This is a genomic window from Peribacillus sp. ACCC06369 (genome assembly GCF_030348945.1).
Taxonomy (GTDB): domain Bacteria; phylum Bacillota; class Bacilli; order Bacillales; family DSM-1321; genus Peribacillus.
On sequence record NZ_JAUCEN010000002.1, the window covers coordinates 5,380,993 to 5,398,053 of the forward strand.

Annotated in this window: 15 protein-coding genes; 2 read left to right on the top strand and 13 right to left on the bottom strand. The window is 39.8% G+C overall.

Going from position 1 to position 17,061, the window contains the following annotated elements; genetic code table 11:
* Nucleotides 1-92: 92 nt before the first annotated feature.
* From QUF78_RS27315 to QUF78_RS27335, 5 genes are all read right to left on the bottom strand, one after another.
* A complete protein-coding gene (locus tag QUF78_RS27315) occupies nucleotides 93-1,331 on the bottom strand; it encodes a sensor histidine kinase (protein ID WP_289327149.1) in 1,239 nt (412 codons plus the stop codon).
* A 10-nt stretch (nucleotides 1,332-1,341) separates the two neighbouring features.
* Nucleotides 1,342-2,013, bottom strand: a complete 672-nt coding sequence (locus QUF78_RS27320; RefSeq protein ID WP_289327150.1) for a response regulator transcription factor — start codon at nucleotides 2,011-2,013, stop codon at nucleotides 1,342-1,344.
* Nucleotides 2,014-2,121: 108 nt separating this feature from the next.
* Entirely contained in the window at nucleotides 2,122-3,312 is a 1,191-nt protein-coding gene (locus QUF78_RS27325) for an ABC transporter permease (protein ID WP_353957933.1), read from the bottom strand.
* Nucleotides 3,239-3,979 carry an ABC transporter ATP-binding protein gene (locus QUF78_RS27330; RefSeq protein WP_289327151.1) on the bottom strand — a complete coding sequence of 247 codons (741 nt, stop codon included), beginning with the start codon at nucleotides 3,977-3,979 and terminating at the stop codon, nucleotides 3,239-3,241. Before QUF78_RS27330 ends, QUF78_RS27325 begins: the two co-directional genes overlap by 74 nt.
* 1 nt (nucleotide 3,980) lies before the next feature.
* Nucleotides 3,981-4,949: an efflux RND transporter periplasmic adaptor subunit gene (locus QUF78_RS27335; protein WP_289327152.1), complete on the bottom strand. Its 969-nt coding sequence runs from the start codon at nucleotides 4,947-4,949 to the stop codon at nucleotides 3,981-3,983.
* A 301-nt stretch (nucleotides 4,950-5,250) separates the two neighbouring features.
* Between QUF78_RS27335 and QUF78_RS27340 the strand changes: the two genes are divergently transcribed.
* Both QUF78_RS27340 and QUF78_RS27345 read left to right on the top strand, forming a co-directional pair.
* Nucleotides 5,251-5,571, top strand: coding sequence for a DUF485 domain-containing protein (locus tag QUF78_RS27340; protein WP_370017128.1), 321 nt, complete (start codon nucleotides 5,251-5,253; stop codon nucleotides 5,569-5,571).
* Between the two features lie 13 nt (nucleotides 5,572-5,584).
* Entirely contained in the window at nucleotides 5,585-7,123 is a 1,539-nt protein-coding gene (locus QUF78_RS27345) for a solute symporter family protein (RefSeq protein ID WP_289327153.1), read from the top strand.
* A gap of 120 nt (nucleotides 7,124-7,243) precedes the next feature.
* Here QUF78_RS27345 and QUF78_RS27350 read toward each other — a convergent pair whose 3' ends face one another.
* The 8 genes from QUF78_RS27350 to QUF78_RS27385 form a co-directional block, all read right to left on the bottom strand.
* Nucleotides 7,244-7,693 (bottom strand): threonine/serine exporter family protein, encoded by a 450-nt coding sequence (locus QUF78_RS27350; protein ID WP_289327154.1) that lies wholly within the window; start codon nucleotides 7,691-7,693, stop codon nucleotides 7,244-7,246.
* A 16-nt stretch (nucleotides 7,694-7,709) separates the two neighbouring features.
* Nucleotides 7,710-8,465: a threonine/serine exporter family protein gene (locus QUF78_RS27355; RefSeq protein ID WP_289327155.1), complete on the bottom strand. Its 756-nt coding sequence runs from the start codon at nucleotides 8,463-8,465 to the stop codon at nucleotides 7,710-7,712.
* A 368-nt stretch (nucleotides 8,466-8,833) separates the two neighbouring features.
* Nucleotides 8,834-10,327 carry a UxaA family hydrolase gene (locus tag QUF78_RS27360; protein WP_289327156.1) on the bottom strand — a complete coding sequence of 498 codons (1,494 nt, stop codon included), beginning with the start codon at nucleotides 10,325-10,327 and terminating at the stop codon, nucleotides 8,834-8,836.
* 14 nt (nucleotides 10,328-10,341) lie between these two features.
* Complete coding sequence (locus QUF78_RS27365; protein ID WP_289327157.1) at nucleotides 10,342-11,811, bottom strand: tagaturonate reductase; 1,470 nt, start codon at nucleotides 11,809-11,811, stop codon at nucleotides 10,342-10,344.
* A 109-nt stretch (nucleotides 11,812-11,920) separates the two neighbouring features.
* Nucleotides 11,921-12,922, bottom strand: a complete 1,002-nt coding sequence (locus QUF78_RS27370) for a LacI family DNA-binding transcriptional regulator (RefSeq protein ID WP_289327158.1) — start codon at nucleotides 12,920-12,922, stop codon at nucleotides 11,921-11,923.
* Between the two features lie 166 nt (nucleotides 12,923-13,088).
* The gene (locus QUF78_RS27375) at nucleotides 13,089-14,468 is read right to left on the bottom strand and encodes a glycoside-pentoside-hexuronide (GPH):cation symporter (protein ID WP_289327159.1); all 1,380 of its coding nucleotides are present in this window, start codon (nucleotides 14,466-14,468) and stop codon (nucleotides 13,089-13,091) included.
* A 120-nt stretch (nucleotides 14,469-14,588) separates the two neighbouring features.
* Nucleotides 14,589-16,001: a glucuronate isomerase gene (gene uxaC / locus QUF78_RS27380; RefSeq protein ID WP_289327160.1), complete on the bottom strand. Its 1,413-nt coding sequence runs from the start codon at nucleotides 15,999-16,001 to the stop codon at nucleotides 14,589-14,591.
* Nucleotides 16,002-16,246: 245 nt separating this feature from the next.
* On the bottom strand, nucleotides 16,247-17,056 hold the full coding sequence (locus tag QUF78_RS27385; RefSeq protein WP_289327161.1) for an alpha/beta fold hydrolase: 810 nt from the start codon (nucleotides 17,054-17,056) through the stop codon (nucleotides 16,247-16,249).
* Between the last annotated feature and the right edge of the window lie 5 nt (nucleotides 17,057-17,061).

Sequence of the window (17,061 nt, forward strand, 5' to 3'; positions counted from 1 at the left end):
CCGAAAATAAATCTAATTCTCATAAGGATTATCTAAAAAGACCCTTAATTTTTCCTTAAGCAACAAGAAAAAATTAAGAGTCTATTAGCTTATTAATTTTTCTTTTGATTTTTTGGAAAAGTGATTTCAAAACGGGTGCGTTCATTCTGTTCACTTGTAACCTTGATGGTCCCTTGATGTGTGTTTACAATCCATTTGGCTATGGATAGACCTAAACCGGAGCCTTCATTTGCTGAACGGGATTGCTCCACTTGATAAAAACGGTTAAAAATCAAGGGGAGGTCTTCCTGCGGAATGCCTTTTCCATTATCCTCTACAGTAAGAATGATGGATGAAGCATTCTTTATGCAGGATAGGGAAATCTCCCCGCCTTCCTCGGTGAATTTCATAGCATTATCTACCAAGATTACCAATAGCTGATGAATTCTCTCTTTATCCCCATGAAACACCACCTGTTCGGGAGCATGGCTAATGATTGATTTCTCTTGAAAAGAAGCTATATCCGTATACTGTTCCACGATATCGATAAGTAAGTCATCAAGGAAAAAGTTCGATTTCTTAACCTCCATTTGATTCGAATCCGTTCTGGTTAAGGTCAATAGTCCGTTAACAAGCTTATTCAATCGGCGGACTTCTTTCGAAATGATGGATATATCAACGGCTTTTTCCTCGATTGTCGCGTTCGGTGATTGAAATAGCAAATCAGCCCGCGATTGAATGACAGCAAGCGGCGTTCGAATTTCATGCGAAGCATCCGAGACAAACTGCTGCTGCTGATCCCAGGATTTCTTGACTGGTATAAGGGCCCGTCCTGCTAGAAGATAGCCTGCCCCTACCGCCACTAGACTTCCAATTCCTCCACCAACAAACAATATGAGCAGCAAGCGATCGAGCATTTCTTTTTCTGTATCCACATTCCTGATGAATTGTACGGCCATCTCACCATACTTCGTATCGACCTTGGTGGAAAGGGCCCGATACGTGTATCCATTCACCGATATTTCTTCAATCCCATCAAAAGTTTCAGGGAAAAATTGTTGTTCATTGACCTTAAAAAAATGGTCTACACTCAGTCTTGGCTCAATGATCGTATCATCTGGTCCCCAAACGATGACACTCGGTCCCGGTCCTAAGAGAAATTCACCTTGCGGACGTCCGCCTGGCATGCCTCCATTATTGAAGTCCCTGTAATCCTTTTTAAGTGAATCATTGACATCCTTATAGATCTGATTTTCCGTATAGAAATAAATTGTTCTGCTTAAGATGGCTATTAAGACAATAAAGACGATAGAATTCAATAATGTTAGTTGAAGCCGTGTTTTTTGGAACATAATGATCCCCTTATGGTTGTTTTAGCATATAACCAATACCCCGAACGGTTTGAATATCTTTATGATAATTGAAAGGTTCCAATTTTTTTCTAAGGTGATGGATGAACACTTCCACAATGGCAATCGTCGTATCTGAATCAAACCCCCAAATGCGGTCGAAAATCTGCTCACGCGTCAATATTTTTCCATTATTTTGAATTAAATACTCCAGTAACTCAAACTGTTTCAAGGTCATTTTAATGACCTTTCCATCAACCAAAATATCCTTTTCTTTTTCCAACAGTTCAATATCACGGTATTTCACATGCTGCTCAAGCGATATAATGCCACTCCTTCGAAGCAGGGCACGAATCCTGGCCTTAAGTTCCGGTGCCTGGAACGGCTTGACTAAATAATCATCGCCACCCATTTCCAATCCTCTGACACGATCCTCAAGTGCATCTTTTGCCGTCAAAAACAAGACACTTGTATCTATTCTTGCTTCCCTGATTTTCCGGACGATTTCAAATCCATCGATTCCCGGAAGCATTACATCCAAAATGATGATATCGTATATACTTTGCTGAGCCATGAATAGCCCATCTTCCCCATTATCCGCTGTATCCACTTCGTATTCATCCGTCAAAATTTGTCGGATCGATTCTAATAATGAAACATTATCTTCTACCACCAAAACCTTCATGTAGGGTACCTCCCAACCGCCTCAATTGTGATATATGTTGATTTTATCCTTTTTCATATGCAAAAGAAAGCGGGCTTTTAATCGCCTGCTTTCTTTCAAATTGAATGTTCATTCGTGACGCAGTGCTTGGATTGGATTTAACCTGGATGCCTTATTGGCAGGAAATACGCCAAAGATTATCCCGATTAAAATGGAGAATAAGAAGGCAAACAATGTCACCGACCATGAATAACTAATCGTTAAACTTGAAAAAACTGAAATCAATTTTGCAATTCCCAATCCAATTCCAACTCCCAGCAATCCCCCTAAGCAGCTCAAGACCATCGCTTCAATTAAAAACTGGAGAAGAATCGATTTCCGATTTGCCCCAATTGCTTTTCTGATCCCGATTTCCTTCGTCCTCTCTGAGACGGAAACCAACATGATATTCATGATTCCAATTCCGCCTACTAGTAACGAAATACTGGCAATACCGCCAAGCATGAGTGTGAACGTATCCGACACAGAGCTCATTGTATCCATCAGATCTTCTTGATTGGACACAGAATAGTTATCACTCTGATCTGGGAATGATGTGGTCATCGTACCTTGTACCTGGTACATCGCCCTATCAATGATATTCTCGTTATCCGCTTTTAAATATACCGTTCCGATTGTCGTGCTGCCTGAAGCCCTTTCGGCAGTGGTAATCGGTGCAATGATTACATCATCCCCGCTCGATCCCATTGAGGTGCCTACCGATTTCAGCACACCGATCACTCGATAGGAAACGCCGCCGATAAGAACGTTCTGGTCCACAGCTTTTTGATTTTCAAAAAGCGTGTTGGCTGTATCCGATCCCAGGACAACGACCTTGGAGCGTAATTCCGTTTCCATATCCGACAAAAACCGGCCTTGACTGAGCTCTAGATCCCTAACTGATAAGTAGGATGAAGTTGCACCGGTCATTGAAACCTGTGCCGATGCTTCTCCGTTTTTAGCATAAACGCGGCCAGTGACCACGGGTGCAACTTCCGATATCCCGCCCAGATCTTTAAACTGTTCAATTGTGTCATCCGTCAACTCCACGGAGTCGGTATCCGTGACACTTACCGTTATCAGGTTCGTTCCCAGGCTATTGATCTCATCCTGAACGGACTGTGAGGAACCCTGCCCAATCGAAACCAGAACGATTACAGAGGCAACTCCAATTATGATCCCAAGCATGGTTAAAAATGCTCGGACTTTATTGGTTTTGATACTGCGTATAGCCATCTTCATTGATTCGCTCAGGTTCAATCCAATCACCTCCGTTTTCAAATAGCTGACCATCCTGTATCCGAACGACACGAGTTGCTTCTTTTGCCACTTCCAAGTCATGGGTTATAAGAATGATTGTTTGTCCCTTTTCATTCAACTCTTTCAGCATTTGCAGCACTTCTTTACTCGTTTTGCTATCAAGAGCACCCGTCGGCTCATCCGCCAATAAGACGGGAGGATTACCGGCAAGTGCCCTTGCAACCGCAACCCTTTGCTGCTGTCCACCCGAAAGTTGGGTCGGCAAATGATTCTTCCGGTCACTCAGTCCTACCATATCAAGGCACGCATTGGCCACTTCTCTTCTTTCCTTCAAACTTGCCCCTCTATAAACCAGGGGAAGTTCGACATTCTCCAACGCTGTCAGTTTTGCCAATAGGTTGAAATTTTGAAAGATGAATCCTATTTTGATGTTTCGAATGGCAGCTAACTCATTATCCTTCATCTTTTCCACTTCTTTTCCATCAAGAAGATATTCACCCATGTCAGGCTTGTCAAGGCAGCCAATCATATTCATGAAGGTCGATTTCCCTGATCCGGAAGGTCCGATGATGGAAATGAAATCACCTTTATCGATTGTAAGACAGACATCTTGAAGAGCCTTAACCGTTTCGCCGCCTAATTCATACGATTTGGACATGTTGTTTATTTTTATGATAGGGTTCGCCATATTACTGACCTCCCTTGCCACTTGGCATTCCGCCACCGTTTAGCATCCCGCCGCTCGGCATTCCGCTGCCACTCTGCATTCGTATTTCGCCACCTTGGCCTCCCCTCATTCCATCGCCGCCACTGCCAGTGGAACTTTCATTGATGGTAATGGGCAAGGAAACATACTGACCCTCTTCAAGGCCTGAAGTTATTTCAATATACCTATCGTTACTGATCCCAGTCTCAACCGTTGCCTTTGTACTGGTAGCCCCTTCAGTTGCACCGGATTGTTGTATATTCACATATTTCTCTTCACCGTCCATTTGGACTGCTTCAATCGGAACATATAAAACATCTTTTACACTATTCGTCACAATGCTCACTTCAGTCGACATCCCAATTTTTATATCGCCAGGTTTGTCAATCTTGATAGTGACATCGAATGAAGAAACACCATTCTCATATGTACCTTCCTTTGCTACACTCGTCACTTCACCCGTGAACGTTTCATCTTCAAAAGCACTGGCTTTAATTTCAACTTTTTGTCCTTTTTTAACACTTGGAACATCCAATTCATCAACACTGATCGTGGTTTTCAATTTTTTATAATCCGTAACATGTGCCACCACTTCACTGCTTGATACACGATCCCCTTCTTCTACATCCAATGTTGTCACGGTACCATCGAATGGGGCCGTTATCGGATCACTTCCATCCGTGAAGGTAATGAGTTCATCACCTTTCTCAACCAACTCATTCTTCGCTACAAGGACTTCATCCACTTCATCCGTTACCGAGGAAGTGATGTCCTCACTATTGATTGCGGCGACCGATCCGGAACCGCTTATTTGAACTTCAAGATCTCCCTTTTCTACCGTAGCCGTCACCGACTTTGCAATTACAGGCTCAGCATTATCCTTCATGAAAAACCAAACGCATCCCCCGATCGCCAGCACTAAAACCGTACCTATCAATATCAACTTTTTCATCATTTTTCTCCTTTCAGATTTCCTTCGTTGAAACCAGTATCGTGAAAGAAGCTTAACTTTTCCTTAATGGCAGCCGGTTTGATTTCCTTGATGTTCGTTCAAGCCAGCCTTTATTTTTGCTTGTACCCATTTCTCTCAAGTAATGATTAAAACTATGTCGAACGAAAAAAGAGTTAATTTTAGCATTTAAATTTACAATATATTCTGAAAAATATATACTGATACTGTTATCAGAAAAATTGGTAATGAAAACCAAATTAATAGAGATGAAGGGGGAACCAACTTGGCATCAAACGATTCAATCGCAAAGGAAACCGAGGTAAGCGCTTCCACTGACTACACCAAGATTGTCCAATCACAATCATTTCAAGAACTCCTAAGGAAAAAACGCAATTTCATCGTCCCACTATCCATCTTTTTCATGGTCTTTTATTTCACCTTACCCATACTAACTTCCTATTCTAAAGTCCTTAACTCCTATGCTTTCGGGGCAATCAGCTGGGCCTGGGTTTTTGCCTTCGCTCAATTTATCATGACCTGGACATTATGCATCCTCTATTCCAAAAAAGCTGCGAAATTTGACCAATTAGTAGAAAAAATCGTTAAAGAAGCGAAAGGATAAAGGTGAATTTACCATGAATATACTTGCTTTCATATTATTTCTAATCATTGTCGGGCTAACATTGGTCATTACCTATTTTGCTTCACGGCGCACTAAAACGACCGCGGACTTTTATACGGCGGATAGCAGCCTGACTGGCTGGCAGAATGGCTGGGCCATTGCGGGTGATTATATGTCCGCAGCCTCATTTTTGGGGATAGCCGGCATGGTCGCACTCTCTGGATTTGATGGTTTTTTCTATAGCATAGGTTTTCTGGTTGCATATCTGGTCGTTCTCTATATCGTGGCCGAACCGCTCCGTAACCTTGGTAAATATACACTGGCGGACATGATCGCTGCCCGTTTCAATGAAAAGAAGGTACGCGGGGTCGCTGCCCTTAACACCATTTCCATTTCAACCTTTTATATGATTGCCCAACTGGTCGGTGCAGGTGCCCTTATAAAACTCTTACTTGGAATTGATTATCTATACTCCGTCATCATTGTTGGTATTTTAATGACCGTCTATGTCGTATTTGGCGGTATGACGGCCACCAGTTGGGTCCAAATCGTAAAAGCCGTTTTATTGATGGCAGGTACATTCATCATCTCCATTATCGTGTTGGCGAAATTCGACTTTAGCGTGATCGAGATGTTCAAGCAGATGAAAACAGCCACCCCTTTAGGCGGGGATTTCCTCAACCCAGGTAACAAATTCAAGGATCCTTTGGATACTTTATCCCTTAATTTGGCGCTGGTACTCGGTACAGCTGGACTTCCTCACATTCTCATACGTTTCTTTACGGTAAAAGACGCCATCACAGCCCGCAAGTCCGTAGTATATGCCACTTGGATCATTGGCATCTTTTATATAATGACCATTTTCCTGGGCTTTGGAGCGGCAGCTTTTGTTGGATATGACAAAATCATAGCCGCGAATGCTGCCGGCAATATGGCCGCTCCGCTGCTTGCCGAAGCCATTGGAGGTGACTTCCTGTTCGCCTTTGTTTCTGCAGTTGCTTTCGCAACCATTTTAGCGGTTGTAGCAGGTCTCGTTCTATCGGCAGCTTCTGCTTTTGCCCATGACTTTTATGGCCACATCATCCGTAAAGGTCAGGCCACTGACAAAGAACAAGTCGTTGCAGCCCGTTGGGCATCCATCGGAGTATCCATTCTCTCCATCATCCTTGCTTTATTTGCCCAAAACATGAATGTCGCCTTCCTTGTTTCACTTGCCTTTGCCGTCGCTGCCAGTGCCAATCTGCCCATCATCATCTTCACGGTATTCTGGAAACGTTTTAACACAGCCGGGGCTGTTACGGGCATGATAGTTGGACTGGTCAGTTCTTTATTGCTTGTGTTCCTAAGTCCCAATGTCTGGTCACCGATAGAGGGAGCGGCAATATTCGTTGGGGAACCATTATTCCCGCTTGCCAATCCAGGCATCGTCTCGATCCCGATTGGCTTTATCGCAGCCATCGTCGGAACTCTGCTGTCAAGCAAGAAAGCTGATGCCAAAAAATTCGATGAAATATTGGTTACAGCTAACACTGGAATGAAAGATCCTATATAAGCTAGATTACTTATTATTTTAAAATATAAAAAAGAGAAAGGAGATCCAGGTATTCCGCCTGCTCTCCTTTCTCTTTATTTAGAAACATATTATCAGGAAGATTAATTGGATTCCTTTACCCTAACTTCCCAACCTTAACTTTCTTCTATTGTATTTAGTTACCAACTGGTTCATGACTTCTGCAAAGATCAGCCCCATTGCAATGGCACCAGCCAGCATGAAGACCTTGGCGGCCAATTGAACGGCGACATAAAAATCATTTCCGACAAAATGCTTCATCGCATCATACGACAAACCTCCAGGCACGAGGGGGATGATTCCCGATACATTGAAAATCGTGATTGGCGTTTTATACCTTTTAGCAAAATACTGGCTGATGACCGCAACGATGAATGCAGACGCTAATGTTGCAATGATGCTGTTTATCTCATTTTCAACCAAAGAATAATATAGAAGCCACCCTAACATCCCCACGAAACCACATTGAAACAATGAATTTTTCGGTACATTGAAGATGACTCCAAAGGCGGCTGAGGCAATGAAACTTGTAATAAGCTGTGCAAACATCATTCTTCCTCCCCTAAAATCATAAGAAAACAAACGCTGCAGATATTCCTGCCCCAATTGCTAAAGCAGTCAAACCTGCATCCGCACCCTTGGATAGACCCGAAACTAAATGGCCTGCAATTAAATCCCTGGCTGCATTCGTAATTAACAGACCTGGCACAAGGGGCATCACCGCTCCAATGATTATCGTATCCAAATGACCTCCAACACCAATCTGGACAAAGAACATAGCTACTAAACCCACAACCAAAGAGGCTATAAATTCAGCAAAAAAACGAACTTCCAGTAACCTGTGCAAATAAAGCAGGCAGGAGAATCCCATTCCCCCAGCTATACAGGACCAGATGAAATCATTCCACTGTCCTTGGAACATGATTAAAAAACAGCCGCTCGCTATAAAAGCTGCAAAAACCTGACCCCACATGGGATACCCCATCCCAGCCTTTTCGATTTGTTTTAATCGTAAATAAGCTTCCTCCGGTGTCATTTCCTTGCTGGAAATGCTTCGGGATATACTGTTAACAAGCGTTACCTTATGTAAATCTGTAGATCGTTGGGAAACTCGAATCAATTTTGAAGCTGGGTGCATACCATCCAGCGAAAAAATGATTCCTGTAGGTGTTGAAAAACTGTGTGAGTCACCGCATCCAAAAGCTGCAGCAATTCTCACCATCGTATCTTCCACCCGCGAAGTTTCCGCTCCGTTCTGAAGCATGATTTTTCCCGCAAGCAAACATACATCTATAATTTCATTGTATGGTAACTGATCATCCATTTTATCCTCTCCATCACTTTCTGCATGAGTTTCTCTCAATAACAGATAACGATCTTACCAGTTTAAATCCACCTCATAATAGCCCAATTCCTGTGAAAAGGATATAAAATATTCCTATTTAAATTATTAACACCATCTAATTGCAGTGCTGACGTCCATAGTACCAGTATTCCCTTTATTTCTTGCTGAAACCTCTTAGAAAGCAGAAAAAAACCAGTGGGAAACTATTAATGAGTGTTGTTACTACAATAAAAAAAGAATGCGAGGCACTACCCGCCCGCATCCTTTCTTCATCATCTCGTTAGTGTTTTGCTTACTTTATCATCCTTTATCCATTTCACCAGATTTTTTACGAACTGAAATATATACTAAAGGGTAACACCTGTTTTAAAAATAGCGAGTTCCCTAAAGTCATTTTTCTCATTGTTTACAAATTCGCCATTAGCTATTTGAATGATATAATTAATAAATTTCCGTAAAATGTATTCAGAGGAAATGTCATCATCCAACAAGATACCTGCATTAAAATCAATCCAATGTGGTTTAGATTTATATAATGATGTATTGGTGGACACCTTCATCGTAGGAACGAATGTCCCAAACGGTGTTCCTCGTCCAGTGGTGAATAATACCATCTGACAGCCAGTGGCAGCGAGTGCTGAAGAAGCAATCAAGTCATTTCCTGGGGCACTCAGTAGGTTTAAGCCCTTCGCTTTCAGCACTTCCCCATACTTCAATACATCGACAATTGGAGATGATCCCGCCTTTTGTGTGCACCCCAAAGATTTATCTTCAAGCGTTGTAATACCCCCTTTTTTATTTCCAGGGGAAGGATTTTCATAGACTGGCTGGTCGAACTTTAAAAAGTACTCTTTAAAATCATTGATTACGGCAACAATTTTATGGAAGATATCCTCGTTCTTCGCTCGTTCCATTAAGATGGTTTCCGCCCCGAACATTTCAGGTACTTCTGTTAAGACGGTCGTTCCACCTTGTGCTATCAGAAAATCTGAAAACCTACCTAAAAGGGGGTTAGCCGTTATTCCTGAGAATCCATCCGAACCCCCACATTTTAAGCCTATTTTCAATTCCGATAATGGAACGTCTTCCCTTTTATCACCCTGAACATAGGCATGGATTTCTTTAACTAACTTTACTCCAGCCTCTATTTCGTCCGTCACGTCTTGTGATACAAGAAATTTAATTCGGTTTTCATCCACATTTCCCAGATCTTCTTTGAATTTGACCATTTCATTATTTTCACATCCCAGCCCCAGTACGAGAACGCCTGACGCATTTGGATGGTTCACTGCATTCAACAGGATTTGCTTTGTATTTTCATGGTCATCCCCTAATTGCGAGCAGCCATAATTGTGTTTAAAGACAAGCATATTATCAAAAGGTGTAATATTCCCTACCTCTTTTTCAAATCTTTTGATGATTTTCTCGGCAATGCCATTAACACATCCTACTGTGGGAACAATCCAGAGCTCATTTCTGATTCCCACGGATCCATTTCCCCTTTTATATCCTTTAAATGTTAAATTTTCATCATGGAAAGGATTATCTATAAGCTTCCGTTCATAGCTATATTCCTGAGTACCTGATAAATTGGTTATTGTATTATGCGTATGGACCCACTCGCCAATTTCCACCTCTTGCAAAACATGACCAATTGGAAAACCGTACTTAATTACATGATCATCTTTTTGAAGATTTTTTAATGCCACTTTATGTCCTCTTTCAACCTCTTCCTTTATCACTAATTCTGTTCCATTTATAATGAAGCGTTCATCTTTTGATAATTTTCTTAAGGCTAATGCTATATTGTCATTTTCATGTATTTGAAAAATATCCTTCATGATAAAGGACCTCCCTATTTTACGGATTGTTCCTTCATCATTGCTTCCAACGAAGGTTTAATACCTGACTCTTCAATTTGATGTACATATTCTGCCACCAATTTCGTAAGTCCGCTTATTCCATTCAAATCCATCCCCCAAATATCTTGGTTCCCAAGAATCGTCTCGACAAGCTCCTCGACTTTCATGGTATCCTCAGCCACCGATTTCCACGACGCCTTAAATAATTCAAGAACACTTGAGTCATCCTCAAGCGGAATCATTTCTCCTCCCCTTTTACCTTTATAAAAAATGAGTAAAGCACTCAAGGAAAAAACCATTCGACGGGGCAACTCTTGTTTCTTTTCCACATAATCGAGTAATGCCGGGAGATTCCTTGTTTTAAATTTTGATAAGGAATTCAAGCTAATGCTCAAAAAATAATGCTTAATATAAGGGTTTTTAAAACGGTTAAGAACATCATTTGCAAAGGCTCTCAATTCTTCAGTCGGCATGTTAAGCGTCGGTATGATTTCTTCAAAAGTCAATTCTTTTATAAATTGTCCAGTAGTATCATCTTCCATCGCCTCTGCCACTGTTTCCACTCCTGATAGATAGGCAACAGGGGTCATCGCTGTATGGACACCATTCAGAATTCGCACTTTCTGTACGCGATATGGTGTTAAGTCATCGACAAAAAAGGTATTTAGACCCACTTGATCGATTGGAAATTCCGTTTTGATCCACTGAGGGCCCTCGATGACCCACTGATGGTATTGTTCACCTACTACTAATAAATCATCTTGATACCCTAACTCTGCTGTGATTTCATCTATCGTATCTTTTGGAAAACCAGGTACGATTCGATCAACTAAACTGTTGCAGAATGTATTGGCGTGGAGAATCCACTCGACAAACGCCTCCCCAAGATTCCAAATACTAGCAAACTGAAGAACAATGTCTCTAAGCTTAGCTCCATTCTCTTCTATTAATTCACACGGGATGATAACACAACCTTTTTGGTAATCCCCCTTAAATGCTTGGAAGCGGTGAAATAAAAAAGCGGTTAATTTACCTGGAAAACTTTTTTGAGGACGGTCTTCCAATCTGTCAGTCGTTTCTAAGTAAACTCCTGCTTCCGTGGCATTTGAAATAATAAACCTTAGCTCTTCACTACCTGCTAAATCCACATATTTATCATAGTCCTTAACTAGATCAATGCCTCTGCTTATCGAATTGACAATCATATGCTCATTAACAGCTTTTCCCTCTTTAATCCCTTGCAAATATAAAGTGAATAATCCATCTTGTTCGTTCAAACGCTCAATTTTTTCAGAACCTCTTGGCTGGACAACCACTACACTGCCTTTGAAATCCGTTTTTTTATTCAGTACATCAATTTGCCAATCAACAAATGCCCTTAAGAAATTCCCCTCTCCAAATTGAAGGATTTTTTCCTGGTATAAGGGATGTTCCCCACTGATTTTCTTACTTATTTTTTCCATTAAACATTCCTCCTCCTCAAATGCACACGTGAACATTTATTTTTAAAAAAAATAAGACTTATTTTACTGCCCATTTATTAGTTACATTCAAAATAAATGGGCATATTTTTTATGACTTCAATTTTTTCACAGAATCTCGCACCTTTAATTCTGTATTCACAAAAATTCGCTTCCCGTGTTTCCCAGGGTTTCCAATTAGAGATAATAAGTTCTCTGCCCCCTTTATACTTATCTGCTCGATCGGTCTTTTTACAGTTGTTAACCGCGGAGTTGTATATTGGGCAAATCCAATATCGTCAAATCCAATAATGGATATATCCTCTGGAACCTTCAAACCATATGCAAAAACAGCATTCATCGCCCCTATGGCCATATCGTCATTGGAACAGAAGACAGCAGTCGGTGGCGTCTTGACGGTAAGCAATTTTTCCATAGCCTGGTACCCACTATGCATATCATAATTCCCTTTGACAGCATATTCACTTTTGATTGGGATTTCGTAATCAATCAATGCCTTTATAAAGCCATCTTTCCGCTTTTTAGTCGATTTAAATCCTTCTTTACCTTCAATAATCGCGATATTCTGATGACCATTTTGAATCAAATGTTCAATCGCTTGATAGGATCCCTCTGAATCATTTGATAAAATATTAATCAGTTTCTTTTCATCAACTTGTCTATTTAACACGACAAGAGGTATCTTTTTTTCCAATACATAATAGATAAAAACATTATCCACATCACTTTGGCTCATCAAAATAATCCCATCGAACCTACCACTATTAATAGCTGAAAAATCCTCATAATCATCTATACCGCGTACAAATAAATTGAAATTCTCATTAATGACACTGTTGACTCCCTTGATTGTATCTGTAAAGAAGCTGGGTGATGTACCATTTGAGATGCTTGTAAAAAACAATCCGATTGTGTGTGATTTCTTCATTACCAAGCTTTTAGCATTATAATTTGGGGTATAATTTAGCTGAGAGGCTAGATCCAGTATTTTCTTCCTTGTATCCTCTTTAATCAAAGGACTATTATTCAAGGCCCTTGATACTGTCGTATGAGATACATTCGCTATCTTAGCAATATCTTTTATCGTCACCATTCCACTCATCCTTTAAAATCACAAAGTATACTTTCTACTAGCATACCATGTTTATCTGGCAATTCCAGATTGCAATCCCCCTAATAGAAAATCCATGAGACGGTAAGGACCTGCAATCTGCAAAATGGTTCTTTGCCAAAACTACACCTTTCATTTTATATCCCTATTACCTGGTTTCAAGTTTTTGAATGATTTCTGCATGTTTCTCGTCTGTTAATTTATACAAAATTCCAATTATCAGCATGGCTATTGTCAGCGCAATTGCAGGGTAAAGGGTTAGTAGGCCCTTGATCCCAAGCAGGGTCCCTGCTGTTTGAGCCACATTGGGTACATAACCAATTAAACTTAACCCAAGTCCTGAAAGAAAGCCGGCTAAAGACTGAGCTAATTTCCTTGAAAAATTGAACAGTGAATATGTCGTTGCCTCTTTACGCTCTCCTGAAACCCACTCACCATAATCAATGATATCGGATACAAGTGCCCATGTTATGCCATTTGGAATACTGATCCCGATGAAAGCAATTGCAGATAAAATTGTAAATGAATAGATATTGGTTGGAATAAAGAAATTAATTAAATCAGCAACAATGCAAATAGCGAATCCTAGCATCGCCGTATGCTTTTTTCCGAATTTCTTGACAAGTTTAGGCATTAGGATAACCCCTATGAAAGAGGAACCGATAATGACAAAACTCATATTAGCCACTAGGGTTACGTTACCTAAATTATATTGTGCAAAATAGATTAATAATGCTGACTTGATATTATAAGCTGAGATTGAAAAAATCGTCATCAGTACCAGTGTTAATAAGGGCTTATTTGTTACAAATGTTTTAATAATAGATTTAAAAGATAATTTTTCTCTTGGCGCCTCTTTAACCAAAACTCTTTCTTTTGTATTTCGATAACAAATATAGAAACCAATGATTCCGACAATACACATTATTCCCATTACAACCGGGTAACCTACTTTAGGATTTTCAAATTTCACAATCAATGGCATAACAATGACACTAGTGATCAACAATGCTCCCAATGAACCTATTTGCCTGAAAGTGGCAAGGGAAGTCCGATCTTCAGCATTTTGTGTCATTGCGGCTCCAAGTGAACCATAAGGAATATTGGTAAAGGAATAAGCAATGCCCCAAATCATATATAAAGCATAGGCATATATAAGTTTTCCTGTAATTGATATCTCAGGTGAAATAAACAGTAGCACAGTAAATATAGCTAATACTAAACTTCCAATAATTAAATATGGTTTGAACTTACCGCGCTTACCAATGTTCTTACGATAATCTATTGAGGAGCCAACAATCGGATCCATAATGGCTGCAAAAAGTTTACTGACCAAGAAAATTGTACCTGCAGCTGCTGCAGGTATACCAGCAATATCAGTAAGAAACTTAAGCAGGTAAAGTTGACCGAGATCGAACATGAAACCGTTTCCAAAATCACCAAAACCATAAGATATCTTCTCTTTCAAACTCAATTTCTCTTTTTTCACTTCTATCGGATCTTTTTCTTGAGCAAGGACTGTACTCATATTATCCTCCTGATAATCTACATTTTGTTCCAAAGTTAAACTAAGTTATACTTATACTGATATACCTTTCAACAGAACCCTCCATTCCACCTAGGGAGAAGGAAGAATAGAGAGCTAAATTTATTCTTTTATATCAAATTCAAAGTAATTTTTCGCATTATAATATGAAATTCCTTGCACAATATTTCCTAATAAATCCATATCATTTGGAACCTCTCCATTTTCAACCCATTCTCCTACTAGTTGGCATACAAGCCTTCTGAAGTACTCATGCCTTGTATATGAGAGAAAGCTTCTTGAATCCGTCAGCATACCAAGAAATCGACTAAAGAGTCCTACATTCGCTAATGCTTTCATTTGTTCTAGCATGCCATCCTTATTATCATTGAACCACCATGCAGTTCCAAACTGAATTTTCCCTGGTTTCTTTCCATCTTGAAAACTATTAATAATGCTGGCAATGACATGATTATCATTTGGATTTAATGAATATAGAATCGTCTTTGGTAGAGCATCTTCTTTGTCCATTGCATCCAATATTTTCACAAGCGGCTTAGCTATTCCATCATCATTCATTGAATCATAACCGGTGTCCGGACCTAGCCGATTATACATTTTTGAATTATTATTGCGCAGGGCATTTATATGGAATTGCATCGTCCAACCTAACTTGGCATATATGCCGCCAAAAAAATTAAGTGTATATGTTTTGTATTTCTTCTCATCTTCTTGAGAGACTTCGACGCCTTGCATTCTTTTCGAGAATATTTCGGCAATCTCTTCTTTAGTCGCTTCTTCGTAAACCATTACATCTAAAGCATGATCGGATACCCTGCCTCCAATTGAATGGAAAAAGTGGATTCTTGACTCCAAGGCATTAAGGAAGTCATCGTAGTCTACAATTTTTTGACCTGCTGCCTGCTCCAATTTACTTACCCACTCGAGATAACCATTACGATTAATTTCTAAAGCTTTATCTGGCCGGAAGCTCGGTAAAACGCTTACATTAAAATCATGATCTTCCATCAGCAGCTTGTGGTACTTAAGCGAATCGACTGGATCATCCGTCGTACAGATCACTTTTACATTCGACTTCAAGATTAAATCCCTTGCACCAAAACCCCTGCCATTTAACAAATTATTAACTTTTTCCCAAATGGTTGAGGCCGTTTCTTCATTTAAAATATCATATACATCGAAAAAACGTTGTAATTCTAAGTGAGTCCAATTATACAAGGGATTTCCAATTGTCATTGGTACCGTTTTCGCCCATGCTACAAACTTGTCATAATCATCAGCCTGCCCTGTAATATAATCCTCTGAGATACCATTTGCCCGCATTACCCGCCATTTATAATGGTCCCCATATAACCATGCTTCAGTAATATTTTTGAATGTCTTATTTTCATAAATTTCTTGAGGACTTAAATGGCAATGATAGTCAATAATCGGCATATCCTTTGCGTAATTTTGGTAAATATGCACCGCAGTTTCATTTGTTAATAAAAAGTCTTCTCCCATAAATTTTTTCATCATTTCACCACTTTCTTTTCGTTTGTATTTGCTATAAAACGTCATAAACTCAATAATGTTATCGTTAACATTTTTACACATGAATAGTTTATAGAAGTTTAATTTGTTTTATGTTAACGTTAACAATAATAGATTCATTTTACTGACTATTCACTAAAATTACAATATTTTTTTATTTCAGAACAAAGTTGTTGTAAAACAAGAAAAGACATGCATTACTGCCATGTCCTTTCTTACTTTTCTATTTACCCTTTTAATTTTCGAATAAAGCAATCAACGGTTTCATTAAACAAATCGCTTTCTTCCATAAATGGACAATGGCAACTATCTTCAAAGATTACAAGTTGGGAATGCGGAATGTTTTTATGCAAATGCTCCCCTGCAGCTACAGGAATCACTTTTTCATGCCTTCCAAAACAGAGAAGTGTGGGAATATTAATTTTTGGCAAGAATTCACGATAGTCAACAATCGATTGGTCAAAGAGAATGGCACTAGCAATGGATTCCGGCATTTTGGTCACTTCCTTAAGCATCCAGCTTGCATCCGCTACAGATAATTCATTTTTAAACATGGAGGCAAGGAAACTTTGTAAAAATGGGGAACGATTCGTTTGAATTTCAGTCATGAAGGCAATCAATGTATCCATATCAAATGCACCAATGTTAAAATCGGGCCACTTAAAATCAGAGGCCAATTCATCCACAATCACAGTTGAATGAATATTTCCTTCACCGAATTGCTTCAGATAATCCCAAACGACAAAAGCCCCCATGGACCAGCCTACGAGTATGACATCCTTTAATCCCAGTTTAGCAATGAACGCATGAAGATCTTTTGCATAAACGGAGACTGTATTTCCGTAATGAACATGATTTGACTGGCCATGGCTTCTTAAATCAAGTAAGATCGTTCTATATTTTTCTGAGAAGGACGGAAGCTGCCTTCTAAAGAACCGGCTGCTCATCCATACACCATGGATAAAAATAATTGGTCTTCCCTGGCCCTTTTCTTCATAAAACAACCGAACGCCTTCTTCCACCTCAATATATGCCATTCCAT

What these genes read in the sequence shown, in the direction of transcription:
- QUF78_RS27315 (WP_289327149.1), bottom strand. Translation starts at nt 1,331, where the DNA reads ATGTTCCAAAAAACACGGCTTCAACTAACATTATTGAATTCTATCGTC.
- QUF78_RS27320 (WP_289327150.1), bottom strand. Translation starts at nt 2,013, where the DNA reads ATGAAGGTTTTGGTGGTAGAAGATAATGTTTCATTATTAGAATCGATC.
- QUF78_RS27330 (WP_289327151.1), bottom strand. Translation starts at nt 3,979, where the DNA reads ATGGCGAACCCTATCATAAAAATAAACAACATGTCCAAATCGTATGAA.
- QUF78_RS27335 (WP_289327152.1), bottom strand. Translation starts at nt 4,949, where the DNA reads ATGAAAAAGTTGATATTGATAGGTACGGTTTTAGTGCTGGCGATCGGG.
- QUF78_RS27345 (WP_289327153.1), top strand. Translation starts at nt 5,585, where the DNA reads ATGAATATACTTGCTTTCATATTATTTCTAATCATTGTCGGGCTAACA.
- QUF78_RS27350 (WP_289327154.1), bottom strand. Translation starts at nt 7,693, where the DNA reads ATGATGTTTGCACAGCTTATTACAAGTTTCATTGCCTCAGCCGCCTTT.
- QUF78_RS27355 (WP_289327155.1), bottom strand. Translation starts at nt 8,465, where the DNA reads ATGGATGATCAGTTACCATACAATGAAATTATAGATGTATGTTTGCTT.
- QUF78_RS27360 (WP_289327156.1), bottom strand. Translation starts at nt 10,327, where the DNA reads ATGAAGGATATTTTTCAAATACATGAAAATGACAATATAGCATTAGCC.
- QUF78_RS27365 (WP_289327157.1), bottom strand. Translation starts at nt 11,811, where the DNA reads ATGGAAAAAATAAGTAAGAAAATCAGTGGGGAACATCCCTTATACCAG.
- QUF78_RS27370 (WP_289327158.1), bottom strand. Translation starts at nt 12,922, where the DNA reads ATGGTGACGATAAAAGATATTGCTAAGATAGCGAATGTATCTCATACG.
- QUF78_RS27375 (WP_289327159.1), bottom strand. Translation starts at nt 14,468, where the DNA reads ATGAGTACAGTCCTTGCTCAAGAAAAAGATCCGATAGAAGTGAAAAAA.
- uxaC (WP_289327160.1), bottom strand. Translation starts at nt 16,001, where the DNA reads ATGAAAAAATTTATGGGAGAAGACTTTTTATTAACAAATGAAACTGCG.
- QUF78_RS27385 (WP_289327161.1), bottom strand. Translation starts at nt 17,056, where the DNA reads ATGGCATATATTGAGGTGGAAGAAGGCGTTCGGTTGTTTTATGAAGAA.